Origin of the sequence: Ferroacidibacillus organovorans, from assembly GCF_001516615.1 — a bacterium.
Classification (GTDB): domain Bacteria; phylum Bacillota; class Bacilli; order Alicyclobacillales; family SLC66; genus Ferroacidibacillus; species Ferroacidibacillus ferrooxidans_B.
Genome location: NZ_LPVJ01000052.1, coordinates 48,056 through 68,160, shown reverse-complemented (window position 1 = coordinate 68,160; position 20,105 = coordinate 48,056). Strand labels below are relative to the sequence as shown.

Below are 20,105 nucleotides of genomic sequence, written 5' to 3'. Positions count from 1 at the left end.
GGTTGTGAATTTGTATGGAAAATCAAAAAAAATGATTCTGTCTGCAGGTGCTTTGTCGCTTTTGGCGTTGGGCACTGGCATGCCAAATGCAATGGCTGCACGTCGCACCGTACCCATGTCCATCACCGTTGCGTACATGGCGAATATGGGCGGAGCCAGTACACTAGCTGTTGCCGAGCATATGGGGTACTTTAAGAAAGCTGGATTAAACGTGCATTTGGATCTATTCCAAACCGGTCCAGCTGAGCTGGATGCTATGGCGTCGGGTACTGTAAATATTGCTTACATTGGTTCTGGCGCCGCCTTTTTGCCAATGAAGGGGATGGCTAAAATTTTCTTTATTGATAGCATTGGCCTCGGGGATGGAATCGTCGTCTCAAAATCCTCTGGGGTGCACACGTTACGCCAATTAAAGGGTAAAAGTGTCTTGTTGCCCATGGGAACAACGGCCGAGATCATTTTATATGAGGCGTTGAAAAAAGCTGGGTTAAACCTGAATGACGTGCACATGGTGAATACGAGTCCATCCTCTGAAGCGCCGGCCTTCCTATCTGGAAGAGCACCGATTATGGCAGGATGGGATCCGAATCTTCAGGTGGTGTTAAATCGATCGCCGGGCTCGAAGTTGCTCGCGAGTGACCGCATGTTCTATCCCAAAGTTTCCCTTCCTGGGATCTGGACAGCGTCAAATGCTTTTGCGAAAAACAATGTTTCGGCACTCACAAAATTTACATGGGCCATGTTGCAGGCTGTGAATTATAAAGCTGGGCATATGGCGCAAGCGGTTTCATGGACTTCGCAAATGACAGGCGTTCCTGCTCCCTTACTTTCTCAATCCGTGAAAGATTCCATTTTTCCATCAGAGTCGAATTTGCTCAAGTACTATACATCAGGGGATGTCTCGAAGTGGTTTAACACGCTTGGTTCTACTTTTGTTGCGATGAAAGCTCTGCAGAAAGTGCCAGCATATAATTCTTATGCATTTCCAGATCTCGTTTTACGGGCAAGCAAGCTCAAACTGTAGCGCGATGTGACGGGCCGATTTCTATCGGCCCATCTGCGTACGGATTACATTTATAGGAGTGGTTTCAGTGAAGGTCATTTATATTGATATCGACAGCCTCAGACCAGACCATTTACATTGCTATGGGTATAAGCGGCCTACATCTCCGAATATCGATCGATTAGCTATGCAAAGTATGCGATTTACACAGTGCTATACGTCAGACAGCCCGTGTATGCCTTCGCGTGCCGCATTGATCAGTGGAACATTTGGTATCAGGACTGGAATTGTTACACACGGTATAACTGGATTAGCGATGCCTTTGCACACCCGTACAATACCGGCCGTGCTCAGAGAGCATGGTGTGCGAACGGCTGCCTTTTCCACCTTTGGCCGACATCCATCACCATGGTTTTATATGGAGTGGGAAGAATTTCACGATCCTAGAGGCTGGCGTTTTCAACAGACACCGGCGTGGAAAATGAATGAGCAAGTATTGCCGTGGATTGAGGCAAATGCGCAAGACGATTTCTTTTTGTATGTACAATACTGGGATCCTCACGCAATCTATGATGCTCCACAAGCGTTGGTAAACGCCATGAGTGAGCATGATCTTCCATCTTTTCCTGATGAAGAGGCGATTGCACGTCATCAAAACGATCGGTTTTGGCATTCCGCCAGTATGATGGGCATTCATTCTTACGGCGAGTATGCAGCGATGGTCAATGAATATGATGCAGAGATTCGCTATGCAGATTTTCACGTAGGCCAGATTCTAAATTTGCTTGAACGCAAAGGAATCCTTGATGAAACAATGATCATTATCGCAGCTGACCATGGTGAGGGATTGGGAGAGCACGGTGTTTACGTGGAACACTGGAGTATTGTGGATACGGTGAATCATATTCCCCTTATCGTTAAGTTCCCGCGAGGTGTTGGGGCAGGGCGCACATGTCAGGCATTGGTATATCAATTTGACATTGCTGCAACAATCTGTGAAGCATTTCAAATTGCTAAACCGATTGAGTGGGACAGTGAATCGCTGTGGCCTTATACAGATGAAAAAAACGTGATGGGACGTTCGCATCTTGTGATTGGACACGGTTTGTATACTGCGCAACGCGGCGTCGTCACAGACCGCTGGAAGTTCATTAGAACGCTGCACAGTGGTGAATGGAATTATCCGGATCAGCAACTTTTTAATCGAGAGAGCGATGTTTATGAACAAACCAATGTCTTTGCGAAGCATCAAGATATCGTAAAAAGCCTTAATGGGTATCTGGTCGATTGGGAATATCAAAATCGTGTGACGCTTGGATACGATCCATTGGTAGCCACGGCACATCAAGGGCCCCCAGGGCTCCATTTATATGGCAAAGAGACGATGGAGGATTTTTATGTAAGGGGTATTCCGCAGCGTGTTACGTATTCAGAAAGAAAACCTGATATCCCCGTACTGGAGTAAATAAAAAGGGACGGGGATACATATGCAATTTGAATCAATTGTAAATTTTTATAAGGAACATCTTGAAAATGTTATTCTGCCATTTTGGGCGAAGAACGCCATGGATTTAGAAAGAGGAGGCATTTACACATGTTTTGGCTTGGATGGAACTGTTCTGATCAATCGGGATAAATACACATGGTCGCAGGGACGTTTTCTATGGTTGGCAGCTCGTCTAGTCCGCCTTGCCAGAGCTGGAGATCTTTTCATAAATGAGGATTTATATATGAAAGCGGCAAAAAAGACAGCGTCTTTTTTGCTTGAACACGTATTTTTAGAGAATGGACATTGCGCGTTTGTCCTTTCGGAGGATGGAACACCTAAATATGTAGGGGAACAAAAAGTTTTGGATGCAAGTATCTACGGGGATTGTTTTGTGTGTCTCGGGCTTATTGAGTATGCGGATTTGCTGGGTGACAAAGAGTTATTACATTATTCGTGGGATCTTTATCAGGGTATTTTGATGAGGGTCAAAACGGACGATATTGTGACAGAACCGTATATTGTCCCAAAAGAATTGACGGTCCATGGCATCCCCATGATTCTGCTAAACCTTAGTTTTGAGTTTTACAAAGCGTTTAAGAAAAATGGTGACTCGCGTGTGGGAACAGCGATGAAACATTCCCTACACCATATCGACGCCATCTGGAATCAATGCGATGGTCAAGTGTGTATTCTCCGAGAACATGTAGTCAAAGACGTTTTATGCAAGGATGCGTGGAATGGTACACTTCTCTATGAACATATCGCGCCTGGTCATACGGCTGAGAGCATGTGGATGATCATGGAGGTAGCGCACGAATTATCGGATCATAACATGATTAATCGCTGTGTGCTCATTTTAAAGCACACGTTTTATCTTGCATGGGATGACCAGTATGGAGGACTATTTCGCTTTGTAGGGCTAAATGGTGGAGCGCCAACTGGAAGAAAATCAGGTTCATTGTATGAAGAGCAAATCCTTGATACGTGGGATATGAAATTATGGTGGGTGCACACAGAATTCCTTTATGCCGCTTGGTTGGGTTGGACATTGACTCGTGATCAGGAATGTAAGGATATAGCAGGAAAACTCCATCAGTACACGTTTTCTGTGTTTCCCAATCCGAACCACACTGTAGGGGAGTGGCTGCAAAAAAGGAATCGCCAAGGACTGCCGCTGGATAAGGTTGTCGCTCTACCCGTTAAAGATCCGTACCATATTATGCGAAATCTCATATTACTTATCAGTTTGACAGAAGAGAATGTTTAACCGTATCTTCATCGTTCCTAAAATAGGCGGATATCTTTTTGGCAATGCATCTACACGAAGTCATCCGAGTTCGCATGTACTATAGGGATCGATTCGTTTGGGTGCAAATGAGTGATCGCCAACGTGAAGAGAGTCAAAATGATCTCGTAAAGGAGTAGAGTGATGACTCCGCCGACGAAATTGGCAATTTGGAATCATTGGGTCCGCATTCTTGTGACGATCGGTTTGGTCACGGGTTATTTTGTGGCGATAAATGGCGCTTTGCGAGAGCAAAGAAAGGTTTCGCTCGTAGCCAATTTAATTTTATTGCCGGTCAGCCTGATTTGGCTGTGGATGCTGCGTTCTAACTGAATTGCGTCAAAAATGGCGATGACGTGTCTTATTCAAGCTGCTTTTGCGCGGTGGAAAAATGAAGAGATCAAGGATGATGGCCACGACGATACCGATGGCTGTATCGACAATCCTGTCAAGCGCATAGGAGACGCTGTGATTTTCGAAGACGAGGACAAGAATGGCGCTGACGCCAACCTGATGAATGATCATATCGTCTAATTTTAACTGTTTTCCGATGAGAATGGAGATAAAGACAATCATTCCGACGGTCCACGCAGAGACGCCAACCCCATTCACGATTACGGTGGCAATGGCTACACCGATGACTGTGCCGATCATGCGCTGCCAGGAGGATTGTACTGACCGATCGGGTGTCGCCTGTAAACACAGTACAACCGTGAGCGGAGCGAGATACGGATGGTTCGATCCAGCAAAGCGTGCGATGGCCCACGCCAGTGCACAGCCAAGTGAGGGTTTCCAAATCATTGCAGTCTGCCGAATGGAATCCAAAAATCGATGAATTTTCATGGGTGTAGTTTGGCGATGGCGGGTGTCGGTTATGCCACACATCGCCTAATCATGGATAAATTTCGCATGATGTGGCTCAGGATGTGCATACTCTCAGTGATCCATGGCAGTGAAAAAGGGGGATCCTTGTGGAGGATGTCATGGCTGGTTCATCGAACACGAGCTTGATTGGGCAACCGGTGCCAAGGGTCGACGTTTGGGACAAGGCGTCGGCTGAGTACAAATACACCAATGATGTCGCTCCAAAAGGGATGCTTCACGCGAAATTGGTGACAAGCACCTATGCACATGCCGTTTTGAAAAGCGTCGATACAACAGAAGCTTGGAAGGTGCCGGGCGTTCGCGCGATTGTCACGGGCGATGTCTTTCCGTATCATATCGGGCCTATTCTTGCGGATCGTCCGCCTCTGGCCGTCGGCAAGGTGAGGTATTTTGGGGAACCTATTGCCATTGTCGTTGCAGACAAAGAGCATCAGGCCAAACAGGCCAGCGAACGAGTACGTGTTTCGTATGATTCACTCCCCGTTGTGAATTCACCTTATGACGCGTTTCAAAAGCTAAAAGGTACGATTCATGAGCAGTCAGGTCAATACACAAAAATCGTCGAAAGTGTCCATCCCGTTCCAGGAACGCACATTGCAAATCACATCAAGATTCGCAAAGGGGATGTAGAGAATGCTTGGAATACGTGCACGTGTGTGGTTGAACAGACCTATTCTTTCAATGTATCAGATCACGCGGCGCTCGAACCGCGCTGTGCGCGCGTGCAGATATTGCAAAACGGCCAAGTCATTGTGCACTCTACCACGCAGTCGCCGTTTAGCATCAAAAAAGTGTTCAATCAGTTTTTTAACATCGACGTTGGGAAGGTCATCGTGCACGCGGCTATGTTAGGTGGGGCATTTGGCGGCAAAGGCACGATTCAACTCGAACCGCTTGCCTATCTCGCGTCACAGGCGGTGCGCGGCAGGTTGGTCAGTCTCGCGTACGAACGGGAAGAGGATATCTGCACGGCACCTGGCCGCGTGGGATTGCAGGCGACCGTGAAACTCGGCACGGATGGAAATGGGCGACTTCGCGCGGCAAAGATCACCTTTTATTTTGACGGCGGGGCGTATTCCGACCAAGCGGCTGGAATCACGCGCGCGGCGGCGATTGACTGCACGGGTCCCTACGATATCGCAAACGTTTGGTGCGATTCGTACTGCCTCTATACCAATCATCCGTATGGCACGTCGTTTCGCGGCTACGGCCATCCTGAATTGACGTTTGCAATGGATCGCACGATGGACGTGCTTGCGCGAAAACTGGGTATGGATCCTCTCGAATTGCGCGCAAAGAATCTGCTCAAACCGGGGGACAGCACGCCAACGCAGGTCGTATTGACAAAGAGTAACATCGGTGATGTGAAAGCGTGTCTTGCGCGCGCGCAGGAGCTTTTGCAGTGGGATCAAGGACAACGTGTTGAAATGCCGGACGGAACGATCCGCGCGAAGGGGGTGGCGTGTTTTTGGAAAACCTCGACGACGCCACCCAATGGACAGGCTGGCGCGATTCTGACGTTTGACGCAGACGGCAGTGTCAATCTAAACGTCGCGACCGTTGAATTTGGGCAAGGGACAAAGACGGCGCTCACGCAGATTCTCGCAGAAAAACTGCGGATGGATCTCCATAAGATTCGCGTCACGATTGAAGTGGACACCGCGTACAACCCTCACGAGTGGCGCACTGTGGCGAGCACAGGCACATTCCTTGCGGGGCGCGCGGTGATTCAGGCGGCAGACGATGCGATCCGTCAACTCAAAAGAACGGCCGCGATCGTCCTTCAATGTGCGGAGGAGGATTTGGATTATGGCGATGGAAAGGTGTTTGTAAAGGATAATCCCTCCTTCTATGTTGAGTATGGGGAGATTGCGCTTGGTTATAAATACCCGAGTGGCCACGCCGTGATGGGGCAGGTGATTGGACGCGGCAAATACATTCAAAAACACCTCACGGGGATGGATGAGAAAACTGGATTTGGAAAGCCTGGTCCCTGGTGGTCCGTGGGGGTACAAGGTGTTGAAGTGGCGTGGAATCCGCGCGATGGTCAGTATCGCATTTTAAAAGCCGTGACCGTGCTCGACGGGGGTACGATCATTAATGTGGGGACGGCGACACAGCAAATGCGCGGCGGGATGTTTATGGGACTCAGTTACGCCAGTTGTGAGACATTGCAGTTTGACGCGATGGGACGAGTGCAAAACCCGCAATTGCGCACGTACAAGGTGTTGCGATTTGGTGAGCAGCCGGACGAGTACATGGTCGATTTTGTTCAAACGCCATGCATCGATGGTCCATTTGGCGCGCGTGGCATTGGCGAATACGGTGTCATCGGGATGCCTGCGGCGCTTGCCAACAGTCTTTCTGTGGCGGTTGGCGTGGATCTGAACCATCTGCCTTTAACACCGGAGGCTATTTGGAGAGCGAGGAGAGGGCGAGAGTGATCGCGTTTGACTTTGTCTATTCTCGTCCCACTACTGCGTCGGAGGCCGTCGCGCTGCATGAACATGCAGCGGCACAAGGGCAGCACGCGCTTTACTATGGCGGGGGCACGGAAATCATCACCTTTTCACGCATGGGAAAAATAGCTGCAGATGCGATCATCGATATCAAGGATGTTCCGGAGTGTCACGTTCTTGGAGTGGATGGTGAAGAGATTATCATCGGTGCTGCCGTCACGCTCAACCAGTTGGCAGATTCGGACATTTTTCCACTGTGTGGGGAAACGGCGCGCGCGATTGCGGATCGCACGGCGCGCAACAAGATAACGGTGGGGGGAAACGTGGGGAGCAGGCAACTGATGTATCGCGAAATGGCGCTGCCTTTTCTTCTGTGTGACAGCAGAGTCAAGCTTTTTGGGCCGCAGGGAGCGCGTTTGTTGCCTTTTACAGATGTTTTTCATCATGCGCTGAACCTTGAACCTTGCGAATTTATCACACAATTTCTCGTTCCGCGGTCATTTGTAGCAAACGCTTTTGCACATTTAAAAAAGACGAAACAGTCAAGCGTAAATTATCCGCTTGTCACTGTTTTGGCACTTGAGGACACAGACAGCATCAGGATGGCGTTCAGTGGGGTTTGCGCGTTTCCTTTTCGGGATGAGCAGTTGGAAGATCTCGTGAGCAATCGCACTCAGCCGCTGCGTGAGCGGGTGACGCAGGTAATCGAGCAGTTTCCCCATGCGGTGCTTCATGATCTGGAGGGTTCTGCAGATTACCGCAAGTTTGTGCTCCAATTGGCGCTGGAAGAGATTCTTGAGCGAATGGGGTGGGCTTAGTGAACGTGCGATGTGGATTGCGTCCAGGTGTATTTGAGCTTCATGTCAATGGCCAATTCCGCGAGGTCGCATTGCGGTCGTCAGACACATTGCTGCACGCGCTTCGGGATCTCGGGCTGACAGGCGCCAAGCCGGGGTGTGAAAACGGTGATTGCGGCGCCTGCACCGTTTTGCTCGACGGAGTGCCGGTGCATGCGTGTCTGACACTTGGCGTGGAGGCGGTGGAACACTCCGTAACGACAGCGGAAGGGCTTGTCGATTCCCCGATCCGCCAGGCATTCATTGACAACTGGGCGATTCAATGCGGGTACTGCACACCAGGGTTTGTCGTTGTGTGCCATGCGCTCGTCACACAGTGCAAGGAACCTGCAGATGAACAGATCAAAGAGTGGTTACAGCCTAATCTCTGTCGCTGTACAGGATATCAGGAAATCAAAGATGCCGTATATGCAGTGCTTCGACATTCGGCGCAGGCGATGCAAGGCGGAGATCAAAAGTCGGCTCAGTGAGGAATCCAGTGAATAAAATGTCTTTGTTTGAAGAACGAGGTGTCTGCGAGGAGCGCCTCCTTTTTCAAACGGATGATCTGGTGACCTATTTCATAAAGCTGTCGTGATGCGCAGAAAGATCCTGGATCATCTTTAACGTTTGCGCGGCTTGAGTGATCTGTTGTTGAACCTGTTCGAGCTGCTGCTGAATCTGTGGCTGCGGCGTGTTCGGTGGTTGCAATTGCTGCGTTTGTAGTGCGGCCATCTGCAAGCTTTTTTGGATTTCTGGCAATTGCTGAGTATTCTCCGATTGGGTAGCTTGCTGGATGTCCTGAAGCGCTTGTTCCAACGTGGTGGAGATTTGCAGTTTCTGCTGTTCAAATTGCAACTGTTGTTGTGCTTGAAAATGAACGGCTTTTTTATCATCTTTGTGCACTGATTGATTTGAAGATGAATTTTTCGTGGACATAGACCCGATCTCCTTTTTACAGTGGATGTTCTCTTGTCAGTGTCTCCCGGCGCTCTAAAACCATCCTTTTTTGCGCATGATCATCAGGGAGATGAGCGCGATGGCGCTCATGAGTGTCAATGAGTAGGCGTAGCCGTACTTCCACCCGTACTCCGGGATGTGAAAATTCATTCCGTAAATGCTTGCGATAAGTGTCGCTGGCAAAAAAATGGTCGACACGATGGTGAGGGTCTTCATGACTTTGTTCATGTGGTTTGATTGGATGGAGGTGTACCCTTCGACGGATTCGAGGAGATTGTCACGGACAGCCGCCAGTTGGTCCGCCAAGCCATGCATTTGGTCTGCCGCGTCGAGAAAGTAGATTTTGTGCAATCCACTTAAAAAAGGGAGATCTGCGCCATTCAGAAGCTGCGAGATCCGCGCCTGTGCGCGAAGCGGCAAAAGGACACATCGTGCCTGATGGCGCAAAATGCGAATCTGTCCAAAGAGCTCTCCGCGATGATTGAGATGGTCTGTCACATCTTCTGCATGCGCTACGATCGGTTCGACGAGTGCAGCGTAGGCACTTATGACATGCTGGTAAAGATGGGAGAGCGCGTGGGATGTCAAATGCTTGTGATCGTAGGTTTGGAGTTGCATCTCATGAAACAAAGACTCAACCTTTGGCATGGGTTGTTCGCCAATGACGAGTATCCACTTCTCGTGAAGAACAACAAGCAGTTGGAAAAACTGCGGTTTTGCAGACTGTTCAACCGGCGGATGGGGGTAGGTCACAATAAAGGAGATATGATCATTGCTCACCGTAAAACGAATCCCTGTTTCGCAGGACGTTGTCAGTTTTTTGATCTCTTCATGTTGCAATGGATACGTAGCGCAAAGCGCAGTCCACTCGTCGCTTGTGCACGCCGATGCGAGTAGCCACCCCCACTCGTCAGCATTCGGCGATGCTGTGTGATGAACGATGCGGCTTGATTGATCGGATGAGATCAAGAGTGTTTGGATCACAAGATTACCTCAATGATTTGGTTTGCTGGATCTATACGATTTGTTGTAGTATGCCCTCATTTTGAGGTTTGCCATTCGCGCGGCGGGGCTTTTTGTGTATCATTTTATTGACTTCACACCGTGAATGTGCCATAGTTTTGCTAACCGGGCAAACCTTTCGAAAGATCGAGACGCAAAGCTACGGACCTACTGCACGGGAAGTCGCGTGTTATGGTGGCCGAGTTGCCGGAACCCAACCGATAAGAGGGGATGATTGTCATGAATAAAATTGTCTTATCGTTATCTACGATTGCTGTCGCTGTTGTTTTCAATGTGGCTCCTGCATTTGCAAATGTCCTTCATTCCAGTGGGCGTAGTGGTAAACCGACGGCGATGGGTTCGAATGCCGGCAGTATCCAGGGGCAATCGCATCGCTCTGCGACGGGAACAAACAGCAAGTTGACACATGATGGTTGGAGAACAGCTCTATAATTATAAAAGGCTCGAAGGAGGGGATCTCAATTCCCTCCTATTTTTCATGGATAGAGATGATCTTCGATGGATAAACCAACGCTTCCCGTTTATGATCAGATGGACCACGGGATACGAATTCTTGAAGAAGAGCGCCGCAGAATTGCACGAGATTTACACGACGGACCTGCACAAGTTCTTACAAATATCAGTATGAAGCTTGATGTGATTGAACAAATGATCGATAGTCACCCAGAAATGGCCAAAGTCCAGATTCATCAGTTACATAAACGAGTGGGCGCCATTGTGAATGAAATGCGCCATCTCATCTATGATCTGCGCCCGATTGCCATCGATGAAATAGGGTTGTTTGAGGCAGTAAAAGAGTTTTGTAAACATTCGGAGAAAAATTGGGGTATACCCATTCACATTGCGATAGAGGAAAATTTGTTGTCAAATGGGATTGCGCCTGCAAAACAGGTCGCCATTTATCGTCTCATCAAGGAGATCCTTAATAATGCGAAAAAACATGCACATGCGAAAACAATAGAAGTTTTTTTCTCTAAAAAAGCGATTGATCTGTTGGTTGTGATCAAAGATGATGGAGTCGGATTTGATGCGAGCTATACACCTCCTGGCCATTACGGGATTATAGGAATGAAAGAGCGGGCCGCTTATTTAGGTGGGTCATTGGGGATTGATTCCCATGAGGGACACGGGAGCACATTTGTCATTCAAGTACCTGTGTATCAGGAGTGAGAATGTGGATTGGGATGAACGTCTAGACCGAGCCAGAGCGTTAATCTTCAATGGCCTCTATCACGCAGCGTTTGATGAGTTGCGCGATTTAGAAGATCAGGCAGATGAACAAGACGATGAAAAAAGGGCAGCGTTTTATGACGAACAAGGTAAATTGTCTGTTTATTTAACAGATTATAAACGGGCGGTTGCGCTTTTTTTAATGGCAATTTCCTGTACTCGCAATAAAGATACGTGGGTTAAGTATAATGTTCATCTCGCAGTTGCCTACCGTCGGCTTTCGGAGTTTGATACAAGTTATCGCTATCTCAACCTGCTGCTTGAGTTTGAAAATGAAGTATCAGCAGAGACACGTGGTCTTTTGTATCTGAACCTGTCTGCGGTTCAGGGGATACACGGATTTTATGATCAATCGATCATAAGCGCCTACAAAAGTCTAGAGTCTTTTTCACTTGTCATCAACTCCGGCAGTTACCTTGTCGACCTTTATAATAATCTGGGTTTGGCTCATTTAGAAAATGGAACGTTTGAACAGGCAGAAGACTATCTCAATCGAGCATTGGCATTGTCGGATGACCAGCATTTGGACATTATCTCTGAAATGGGGAGATTGAACCTTTTGCGGGGGCGTATTCTTGAAGGCATGCAAAATGCTGAAGCAGCTCTCCGACTCGTATGGTCCAGGATCATCAATTATGATAAAGAAGAAATTGCGCGCTTGTGTCAGTGGTTAGCGCAAATCTCCATGCAATTCCATGAAGTGGATTTGGCCATCCGTCTTAACGAGAAAGCACAATTGTTTTTTGGGCAATTGGGAATGTGGAGACAATGGCAGGACATTGATGCGGTCGTGTCGGAATGGACAGAACGGACAAAAGGCTGTATGAAGACGCCCCCTGAAACAAATTTAAGCGGGATTTCATTTCATGAGATCCGCTTTTTTCTTATAACCCTTGATGCCATAAACTCCCAAGAGCTCATTGATAAAAAAATATCTGCACTGCTCGATGTTCGCGTTCACTACGTGAAATTGCTTGCTGATCCATTGGGTTTGTCAAATACTGAAAAGGAAAATCTCATTCTTGCCGCGCGATTGGCGGATTATGGATTGACCGCATTGGAGCATGAGTTGGTACTATGTCCTGATCGATCGGTTCAGGCATACGAGCAATACAAACGCCATCCGTGGCTGAGTGCAAGCATGGCACAAGCGATCCAATTGGAAGCGCCCGTCATCGAGATCATCACGGATCATCATGAGCATCTCGATGGGACTGGATTTCCTCAAGGCAAACAGGCGAATGAGATTTGTTTTTTGGCAAAAGTTTTGAGGATTATCGATGCGTATACATACGGTGTCGCGATCGATCATAAGACACACGCGGAGTGTCTTCATGAAATCATGAGCCAATGTGGTACGTGGTATGATGAAACCATCGCGCGTGAATTTTCAGGACTATTCACAATCAATGCGTTAGCCACAAATAGTTAAAGAGAATTTTCACTTGATTAAAAAGTTGTCAATCCAATGATCGCTTGATTCGGGAATGGTGCGTCTCATTTTTGCGTCCGTATAGGCTTTGATCGCGTCTCGGACTGAGGTGGATGTGATGGGTTTTGCTAAAAAATAGGATGCACCTGCGCGAGCGGCATCTTTTTGGGTAGCCTCGCTCGCTTCCAGAGAGCACATGAGAATAAATGCGTCAGGATCGTTTCGGTGGATCGACTCACAAAGCTTTAGACCATTTTCTTTGCCTAATTGAATGTCGATCGAGATGATATCAAATGTTTCTTGTGCAAGAATTTTCATGAGTTCCGTTCCGTTCAGGGCGTATCCTCCAACTTTTACATTTTCATGGAGTTCGTACAATTGAGTGAGCGCTTCGAGTGTTTCGGGATAATCGTCGACTAATAAAATCCTAATCATTATTTTGCTCGCCCCTTAAACAAAAATTAGGCTCTTCCGAGTAACAGCGATCACGTTTGCCGCATAATTCAACAAGCGTATTGGGATGGCGCAATGCAATTTTAATCACACCTGATGAACGTGTGACGCGAACACTGCTCTCGATTCCGTAGGAACTCCCCAACTCTCCAATCGATACAAAATGATGTGCTGTCGCAAATCCACCACGTAAGCTTCCGCGTATGGCAATCGCTTTTTGACTCTCTAGGTTACTTGAAAAACATCCTTTATCCGTGATGAAGATATTTCCGCTGGAGTGTAAATAAGAAGAAATGGCATTCGAGACGCGGAGAACCGACTTGCCTGAAGCAAGATTTTCAACTTGACTATGGTAGTCACTCATTTTCGATAGAAGGTTCCGAATGTCTTCTTCTAGAAGCGGTTCATTTTGTATATTTTTCCATTTTTCGCATAACAGTTCAGACAAAGCGTGATATTCGCGATCAACCGCGAGATGGTTTTGATACTCTTTTGCAAAACAGACAAGATCATCAAGTAAATTCTTGTGTCTTTTTTCGAGTAGTGTGGCTGAGATTTTCGGCAAGACGGACTGTGCGTTATAACGTCTTAGCACATGCGCTTTAATCAACAAATACTCTTCCTTTAACTGTTCAAGACCTGACAATATGCGCTCAAGCAATGGAAGCAGATCGGTGTAGAACGTTTTTAAATGTCCTGCCCAAATCTTAGAGTTATGGACGGTTTTCGCCACGATGACATCTTGTCCGGCATAGATTGTAGAGTGAAAAACATCTCCGTATACAAAAACAGATTCGGTCGCATGGATCGATGCGCCATCAAGTACAGACCCCTTTATCAGGATATTTCCGTCAAAAATGATCTTTCCATCTTTCGAGGTGACATCATGTTCGACAATGCATTCAGGAACGACGTCAATTCGCTGTCTTGTGAAGACGGTTCTTCCGTTTTTTGCCGCGACGATATGCGTATTGACTTGGATGACGCCCTGTCCAAACGTGAGGGGTGAGATGATCTGCATGGCTTTAATCTCATGACCAAACACATCGCGGCCGGGGGTTCCTTCCACGCCCAAGTGCTGTTCTGCGATGATTGTGCCTGCGGTAACGCGGGAAGGGTGAGATCGTCGCAATTCAAAATCCATTTCGATGGGGAGATGGATCTGATGGAAGCGGCTTGGTTCTCCTTGCTGTGGCGCGAGACCCCTTAGGACAACTTCCTCGCCTGAGGATGAACGTTCACATAAGCGATGGATGGCAGCGTAATCGATCTCTCCTTGGTAATTTTGCTCTCTGAGCATGGTTAGAATTGCATGGGGAGAAATGGGTGCCATCTCCAAAGATTCTTCATGCTCTTCCAGCACGAGTACAGTTTGCAAAGCGGGTTGGCTATTGGATAATAAAACCTTGCTTCCGTGTTCAATCTGAATGATGGCGGAGACGGATAGCTTATCATCAGAAACCCTCGTACATAATTCGATTGACGGTTCTCTATCGCGTGTGACTGCACGAATTTGGCAGAGTTCACTGACTACCACTTCGCCAGTGACTTTTTTCCCGTCAATCAAAAAATCCAAACGCGGATCGTCCGGAACGACAACGGTTGCGTAAAATCCGTAATTTTTAGGATCGACGACGACAAGTTCGTTATTTTCTATATATGCGTAACCGTCAATGGATAAAAAAAGCGGTTCTTTTTTTATTTGTGGCGTGGTTGGGGGTGAGACGATGGGAAAGGAGTATGTCACAGCATTTTGTACAGTACGGTTTTCATTTTTTTTGTGATCGGACTGGAGGTATTTGAGAAAAGTTTTTAGCATGCCGATTCACCCGCTCCCGTTAATCATGACAAATAAATCCCTATTTAATGGATAGGGACGACGGGTATGCTCAGTGAACTGGCAGCAACCCGGCGATCATAGGTTTCTCAACCCTTAGACCCGTAGCTTTGCGTCCCTATCTTTCGATAGGTTTGCCAATATGAAGATATCATGATTCATAAGTTTATAGTACGCAAAATGGTGGACAAACACAAGCGGCTATCGCAATCAATAATCGCCCGACCTTCACCGGCCTTGCAAGGCGATGAAGGTCGGGCGTCAAAAATGGGTCAGGATGAAACCTGACTGACGCTTTGTGATTGAGAACTCGATGCTGTGCGCTGACTTGGAATGATCAGAACCAGTGCAGCGACTGCGAGTGAAAAAATGAATCCGGCGATAAACACATCGTGCAGTGATCCGTCGAGTACGTTCACATACGCTGTCAACACAGGACTCGGCAAAACGGTGCGCACATTTGCAGAGAGCAGGGATTCCGTGATGAGCGACGGGTTTGTTGTCGCATGCGTTGAGATCGCGCGAGTGGTCAATTGAGCGTTTAAAATTGCGCCCATGAGTGCCACGCCAATGGAACCGCCAATAGTGCGAAAGAATTGACTTGAGCCTGTGACTGCACCTCGCACATTCCACGGTACGGCATTTTGCGCCGCGATGAGCAATCCTGTCAGTGAAAGGCCCATGCCGACACCGATCAGAAAGAGGGCGCTGTCCACCGTGACTTGACCGCTGTTCAAGGCAGCGGCAAGAACCGCTGATCCGACGGCGATCAAAATCCCGCCTGCGATCCCGATGATCCTGAATCCGACGCGCAAGAGAAGGGGGCCGGCAACGAGCGCCGCGAGCGGCCAACCAATGAGCATCGGTGTGATCGCGCGGCCTGCGAGTGTGGGTGATCCGCCTTCAACACCTTGTACGAAGAGTGGTAAGTACGAGATTAAACCAAACATCACGGCACCGGCGAACAGGTTTACACCGTTTGCGACGAGAAGCATGCGCTGTTGAAACAAGATCCCTGGCAGCACGGGTTCTGCAGCGCGGCGCTCCCACCATGCAAAGGTAACGAGTAAGATGAGTGTCAGCGTAAACAAGGCAATTGCAGATGGCGAGAGCAGGTGATTCGAATCCTGCACAAGCGCGAGCAGAAGGAGGGTTACACCTGAAGAAAGCAGGATTGTTCCCTGCCAGTCAAGTCGATGTTTTGTAACGTTTAGACGCTCTTTGAACGAGAGTGCCAATACGATCATGACGAGAATACCGATAGGCACGTTCAAGTAAAACACGAGCCGCCAATTCGTATACTCAACGATAATCGCTCCAAGCAGTGGCCCGATGACTGCCGAGATTCCCCAGACAGCTGAAAAGAATCCTTGGATACGTGCGCGCTGTTCTAAAGTAAAAACATCCCCGATAATAGTCAAGGCAATCGGGAGAACCCCTGCCGCGCCAAGGCCCTGAATGGCTCGATAGGCAATCAATTGGGGCATGTTTATAGCGGTCCCGCACAAGAGTGAACCGATCGTGAAAATGCCTGCACCGATGAGAAACAGGCGTTTGCGGCCGTACATATCGGCTAATTTTGAAAAGATCGGAACGGGGACGGTCGACGTGAGCAGGTAGGCAGAAAAAACCCAGCTGTATGTTGCAAGTCCATGCAAGTCATTGATAATGCTTGGCATGGCGGTTCCGACGATGGTCATATCAAGCGCAGCCAACATCATGGCCAACATGACGGTGACCATGACCCAAATCCTGGACGTGGTATTCCTGTGGTGTTCGCGGTCGTTTGTCACGTTGGTTCTCCCCCTTTTTCAGGGGCGCCGTGAGACGCGGACGTTTGGCCGTGTGTCTCACGGTGCGCCCGCATACATTGTTTTTACAATATAATAGATACTATATTTAGTCAAGTGAATTGGTGGAGAAACAACGCAGTGGGCCGATGGATGCATTTCCATTGAAAAAAACATGATGCGCGACTATAGTGAAGATGCAGGGTAACAATTGGATACGAGGCAGATGACTTCGACGCGAGAGTGTACGGAATTACCACCGATGGGGCAATGTGCGCGCCGCCTAAGCGAACACAGAAACTCTCAGGTTAAATAGTGTCGAAGGATGCGACTCTGGAAAAGCCCTTGCGGCTACCGACGAGGCAACGAAAGGATGACCGGTTTCACCGGAGCTTCTTTTCGGATCTTTCAGGTTCAAAGACAGAGGCAAGTTAGGGTTTGTTCCTGCTTGCCTCTGTCTTTATATTTTTCTGTTCGTATATCCATAGACGGGAGTGATGGACGCGTGTCGTTCACACATTTACATGAACTCATTCGAATCGCTGACGAGAAACAAATGTCAATCGCAGATCTTATGCTGGAAGTTGAAATAGAGCAGTCTTTACACACGGAGAAAGAGATCCTGGAGCGCATGAATCGGCAGTTCTCTGTCATGGAGGAAGCGGCGCGCAAGGGGGTGGAAACGCCTGTCTATTCGCGCACCGGATTAACGGGTGGAGACGCACATCGTGTGGGGGAGTATTTGAAGAAGGGATGCAGTTTTTTAGCGCCGCAAACCCTTCAGGCGATGTCGTTTGCCCTTTCGGTCAACGAAGTGAACGCCGGAATGGGTCGAATTGTGGCGACTCCGACTGCGGGGTCGGCCGGGATCTTGCCTGGGGTCTTTATTTCACTGCTTGATTCGGGGCGGTTTTCCAGGGATGAACTTGTTCGCGCATTATTCACGGCGGCGGCGCTTGGACTTGTCATCGCCAATTCCGCGTCCATCTCGGGCGCGGCAGGCGGCTGCCAAGCGGAGATTGGTTCAGCCACCGCGATGACGGCAGGCGCGCTTGTTGAACTTGGCGGAGGCACTCCTGAGCAAGTCGGGCACGCAGTTGGCTTGGCGCTAAAGAATTCCCTGGGGCTGGTGTGTGATCCTGTCGGGGGCTTGGTTGAAATTCCGTGCATTATCCGCAATGGGCTTCACGCTGTAACCGCTATCGCTGCCGCAGACATGGCGCTTGCCGGCGTTAAAAGCGTCATTCCGGCAGATGAGGTGATTCAGGCAATGTATATGATTGGCAATGCGCTCCCTGAATCGCTGAGGGAGACTGGGTTGGGAGGGCTTGCGGCAACGCCGACAGGCAGAGCGCTTCGTGAGCGAGTTTTTGGCAAACCACAGGGAATGGAGTGACGGATTAGACATGAAATATCAGAGCGCCTTTGAGATGATCGGTCCCGTCATGGTGGGGCCGTCCAGTTCACATACGGCAGGAGCTGTGCGCATTGGCAATTTGGCGAGAGAAATTCTGGGCGAAACTCCGCGTATCGTAGAGTTTCGACTGATGGGTTCCTTTTACGAGACATACCAAGGACACGGAACAGACTTGGCATTGCTGGCGGGTGTTATGGGTTATCCGACGGATCATCCTGCTGTGTCTGAAGCCGACCAGCGCGCGGTTGAAGCAGGGTTGAGTTATGCGTTCAAAAAGGAACATTTGGGATTTTTTCATCCGAATACGGTGGGCATCTTGTTGCACGGGGACCAGCGTAAGATTGACTTGATCGCGAGCTCCCTTGGCGGCGGCAAGGTTGAGGTGCAGGAGCTTTTCGGGCTTCCGATTCGCTTTTCGGGTGAAAAAAATACGCTGATTCTCCATCACGCCGACCAGCGCGGATTTCTCGCAAAGGTGTCGAATGCCTTAGATGCAGAAGGTTATAATATCGCCCGTTTGAGTCTTGAACGTTGGCGTCGGGGAGGTTATGCCATCACGGTTTGTGAGGTCGACGAAGAGATCCAGAATGATCTGCCAGAGATTCTTCATTCAAAGGTTCCGCAATTAAAAGACATTCGTGTGGTTCAAGGGAGTTAAGCCATGTTGACACACTATGGCTTTATTTCTACAATGTGTAGTAAATGGGGCGATTAAAGATGGAAAAGGGAGCCCTGCGTCAACAGGTGCTTTGGATTGTAAGGGAAAAAGGTCCCTGCACAGCGATGGACGTCTGTTCCACTCTTCGTCTAGAGAGGGATATATCCTTGACTGCCGTGCAGACTGTACTGAATCGATTGGTTGAGCAGAAGCTCTTGACGCGCAGTGGCACTCGCCGTCACTATCGCTATGAAGCGCAACCGACAGATGAGGTGATTAAGGCGCGAGCGTCTAAGGCGGCTTCTGATCTGCTTTCTCAATCAGGGGAGCTTGGGCTTGCCCATTTTCTTGACACGATGGATGAACTTTTGCCAGATTCGATTCAACAACTGGAGCGCTTGCTCGCAGAGCGTCGTAAAATGAGGAAAGAAGAATGATACGATTTTCCGCGATTCGTGATCGTATTTTTCACATGTACGCATACTCGTTGACAGCGGCAGGTATTGCTGTCCTGGTTCAAGCTGGTCTTTTATTTGCGCTCTACAGTAGCTTGCGCCATCTTGTGTGGATGAGTTCCATGAATCATTCTGTCAAGATACCGATCTGGCTTTATGCACTCGTTGCGATACTTTTATTTCTCATTCTTGCATTTTGGTTTCGCCTTTTAGCCAATATTTTTCGTCAATTGGAATATAGAAAAAGGTTTCTTGCGGCGGTGACCTCGTCTCTCGCACCGCTTCAACTTGATCATTCGATTGAATACGCAGGAAACATACAGTGGTATCTATTGTACAACACACATGAACGCTACGCATTCACGTGGGGTATTAAACACCCAAAGGTTGCTGTTTCACAGGGATTATGGGAGACGCTTGATGCATCAGCGCAAAGAGCTGTGCTCTATCATGAATTGGCTCACGTTATAGCTGGGGATACATTTCAGCAATCCTTCCTGCAAGCGCTCTCAGCGGCTCTTCATCCACTTGTAGTCTCGTTGCTTTATAAACGCTATTTGATACGTCGCGAACTCTTGGCGGATCAATTTTCTATTTCCGCTTGCGAAGGCGACGAGGTTCCCCTTATGACAGCGTTGTTAGCGGTAGCCCAATCGGCAGTGACTCATGAGCCGCAGGTCAGCTTGGCAGGGGCAATGCAAGCTCGGCTTAATTTTATGGAGTCGGGACGATTGCCCCGGTGGTGGGACACTTCACTTCGCAATCGGTTGCTTTCTACATTGATTGCCATTCTTTTAACGTTAGGTGAGGGTATTTTGATTTGGTGTCGCTAATGAAACGGGAAATCATGTAGACCGGATCATTACTTGACATGCACAGCCAGATATACTACG

20 protein-coding genes and 3 riboswitches are annotated in these 20,105 nt (G+C 48.6%); of the genes, 14 read left to right on the top strand and 6 right to left on the bottom strand.

All coding sequences use genetic code 11. The features are described from left to right. The first annotated feature begins 4 nt into the window (after nt 1-4). The 4 genes from ATW55_RS11515 (at nt 5) to ATW55_RS11500 (ending at nt 4,110) form a co-directional block, all read left to right on the top strand. Nucleotides 5-1,024: an ABC transporter substrate-binding protein gene (locus ATW55_RS11515; protein WP_067717599.1), complete on the top strand. Its 1,020-nt coding sequence runs from the start codon at nt 5-7 to the stop codon at nt 1,022-1,024. A 67-nt stretch (nt 1,025-1,091) separates the two neighbouring features. Then, nucleotides 1,092-2,468, top strand: coding sequence for a sulfatase family protein (locus ATW55_RS11510; RefSeq protein WP_160327234.1), 1,377 nt, complete (start codon nt 1,092-1,094; stop codon nt 2,466-2,468). A gap of 22 nt (nt 2,469-2,490) precedes the next feature. After that, nucleotides 2,491-3,759 (top strand): AGE family epimerase/isomerase, encoded by a 1,269-nt coding sequence (locus ATW55_RS11505; RefSeq protein WP_067717593.1) that lies wholly within the window; start codon nt 2,491-2,493, stop codon nt 3,757-3,759. A gap of 162 nt (nt 3,760-3,921) precedes the next feature. Continuing rightward, entirely contained in the window at nt 3,922-4,110 is a 189-nt protein-coding gene (locus ATW55_RS11500) for a hypothetical protein (protein WP_067717591.1), read from the top strand. Nucleotides 4,111-4,116: 6 nt separating this feature from the next. Here ATW55_RS11500 and ATW55_RS11495 read toward each other — a convergent pair whose 3' ends face one another. After that, nucleotides 4,117-4,578, bottom strand: coding sequence for an FUSC family protein (locus tag ATW55_RS11495; RefSeq protein WP_160327233.1), 462 nt, complete (start codon nt 4,576-4,578; stop codon nt 4,117-4,119). A 182-nt stretch (nt 4,579-4,760) separates the two neighbouring features. Between ATW55_RS11495 and ATW55_RS11490 the strand changes: the two genes are divergently transcribed. Genes ATW55_RS11490 through ATW55_RS11480 form a run of 3 tightly spaced genes read left to right on the top strand, consistent with a single transcriptional unit; the run spans nt 4,761 to nt 8,448 of the window. Continuing rightward, the gene (locus ATW55_RS11490; RefSeq protein ID WP_067717646.1) at nt 4,761-7,106 is read left to right on the top strand and encodes a xanthine dehydrogenase family protein molybdopterin-binding subunit; all 2,346 of its coding nucleotides are present in this window, start codon (nt 4,761-4,763) and stop codon (nt 7,104-7,106) included. Continuing rightward, nucleotides 7,103-7,939, top strand: a complete 837-nt coding sequence (locus ATW55_RS11485) for an FAD binding domain-containing protein (RefSeq protein WP_067717587.1) — start codon at nt 7,103-7,105, stop codon at nt 7,937-7,939. Before ATW55_RS11490 ends, ATW55_RS11485 begins: the two co-directional genes overlap by 4 nt. After that, entirely contained in the window at nt 7,939-8,448 is a 510-nt protein-coding gene (locus tag ATW55_RS11480) for a (2Fe-2S)-binding protein (protein ID WP_423742966.1), read from the top strand. The genes ATW55_RS11485 and ATW55_RS11480 overlap by 1 nt, the downstream gene beginning before the upstream one ends. 85 nt (nt 8,449-8,533) lie before the next feature. Here the strand turns inward: ATW55_RS11480 and ATW55_RS11475 are convergent, their stop codons facing one another. Together ATW55_RS11475 and ATW55_RS11470 are read right to left on the bottom strand one after the other, a co-directional pair. Then, complete coding sequence (locus ATW55_RS11475) at nt 8,534-8,896, bottom strand: hypothetical protein (protein WP_067717584.1); 363 nt, start codon at nt 8,894-8,896, stop codon at nt 8,534-8,536. Between the two features lie 54 nt (nt 8,897-8,950). Further along, entirely contained in the window at nt 8,951-9,901 is a 951-nt protein-coding gene (locus ATW55_RS11470) for a CorA family divalent cation transporter (protein ID WP_067717581.1), read from the bottom strand. 137 nt (nt 9,902-10,038) lie between these two features. Further along, nucleotides 10,039-10,131, top strand: a riboswitch (cyclic di-GMP riboswitch). 28 nt (nt 10,132-10,159) lie between these two features. Between ATW55_RS11470 and ATW55_RS11465 the strand changes: the two genes are divergently transcribed. The 3 genes from ATW55_RS11465 to ATW55_RS11455 all read left to right on the top strand — a co-directional run bounded on the left by ATW55_RS11465 (nt 10,160) and on the right by ATW55_RS11455 (nt 12,602). Then, nucleotides 10,160-10,372 (top strand): hypothetical protein, encoded by a 213-nt coding sequence (locus tag ATW55_RS11465; RefSeq protein WP_067717578.1) that lies wholly within the window; start codon nt 10,160-10,162, stop codon nt 10,370-10,372. Nucleotides 10,373-10,438: 66 nt separating this feature from the next. Further along, on the top strand, nt 10,439-11,110 hold the full coding sequence (locus tag ATW55_RS11460; RefSeq protein WP_067717575.1) for a sensor histidine kinase: 672 nt from the start codon (nt 10,439-10,441) through the stop codon (nt 11,108-11,110). Nucleotides 11,111-11,114: 4 nt separating this feature from the next. Beyond that, nucleotides 11,115-12,602, top strand: coding sequence for an HD domain-containing phosphohydrolase (locus ATW55_RS11455; RefSeq protein WP_067717572.1), 1,488 nt, complete (start codon nt 11,115-11,117; stop codon nt 12,600-12,602). A 9-nt stretch (nt 12,603-12,611) separates the two neighbouring features. Here the strand turns inward: ATW55_RS11455 and ATW55_RS11450 are convergent, their stop codons facing one another. The 3 genes from ATW55_RS11450 to ATW55_RS11440 form a co-directional block, all read right to left on the bottom strand. Then, nucleotides 12,612-13,037: a response regulator gene (locus ATW55_RS11450; RefSeq protein ID WP_067717570.1), complete on the bottom strand. Its 426-nt coding sequence runs from the start codon at nt 13,035-13,037 to the stop codon at nt 12,612-12,614. After that, nucleotides 13,030-14,874, bottom strand: a complete 1,845-nt coding sequence (locus ATW55_RS11445) for a FapA family protein (protein ID WP_067717568.1) — start codon at nt 14,872-14,874, stop codon at nt 13,030-13,032. Before ATW55_RS11445 ends, ATW55_RS11450 begins: the two co-directional genes overlap by 8 nt. An 80-nt stretch (nt 14,875-14,954) precedes the next feature. Then, nucleotides 14,955-15,041, bottom strand: a riboswitch (cyclic di-GMP riboswitch). A gap of 123 nt (nt 15,042-15,164) precedes the next feature. Further along, nucleotides 15,165-16,685: an MDR family MFS transporter gene (locus ATW55_RS11440; protein WP_067717566.1), complete on the bottom strand. Its 1,521-nt coding sequence runs from the start codon at nt 16,683-16,685 to the stop codon at nt 15,165-15,167. A 223-nt stretch (nt 16,686-16,908) separates the two neighbouring features. Continuing rightward, a riboswitch (glycine riboswitch) is annotated at nt 16,909-17,010 on the top strand. Nucleotides 17,011-17,187: 177 nt separating this feature from the next. On the opposite strand from ATW55_RS11440, the gene sdaAA reads away from it, so the two are divergent. The 4 genes from sdaAA to ATW55_RS11420 are packed head-to-tail and all read left to right on the top strand — an operon-like array spanning nt 17,188 to nt 20,045. Further along, nucleotides 17,188-18,078: an L-serine ammonia-lyase, iron-sulfur-dependent, subunit alpha gene (gene sdaAA / locus ATW55_RS11435; RefSeq protein ID WP_067717563.1), complete on the top strand. Its 891-nt coding sequence runs from the start codon at nt 17,188-17,190 to the stop codon at nt 18,076-18,078. Continuing rightward, a complete protein-coding gene (gene sdaAB, locus ATW55_RS11430; protein WP_153005136.1) occupies nt 18,011-18,757 on the top strand; it encodes an L-serine ammonia-lyase, iron-sulfur-dependent subunit beta in 747 nt (248 codons plus the stop codon). Before sdaAA ends, sdaAB begins: the two co-directional genes overlap by 68 nt. A gap of 44 nt (nt 18,758-18,801) precedes the next feature. Further along, entirely contained in the window at nt 18,802-19,194 is a 393-nt protein-coding gene (locus ATW55_RS11425; RefSeq protein WP_336433223.1) for a BlaI/MecI/CopY family transcriptional regulator, read from the top strand. Continuing rightward, the gene (locus ATW55_RS11420; protein WP_067717555.1) at nt 19,191-20,045 is read left to right on the top strand and encodes a M48 family metalloprotease; all 855 of its coding nucleotides are present in this window, start codon (nt 19,191-19,193) and stop codon (nt 20,043-20,045) included. The genes ATW55_RS11425 and ATW55_RS11420 overlap by 4 nt, the downstream gene beginning before the upstream one ends. Nucleotides 20,046-20,105 lie beyond the last annotated feature (60 nt).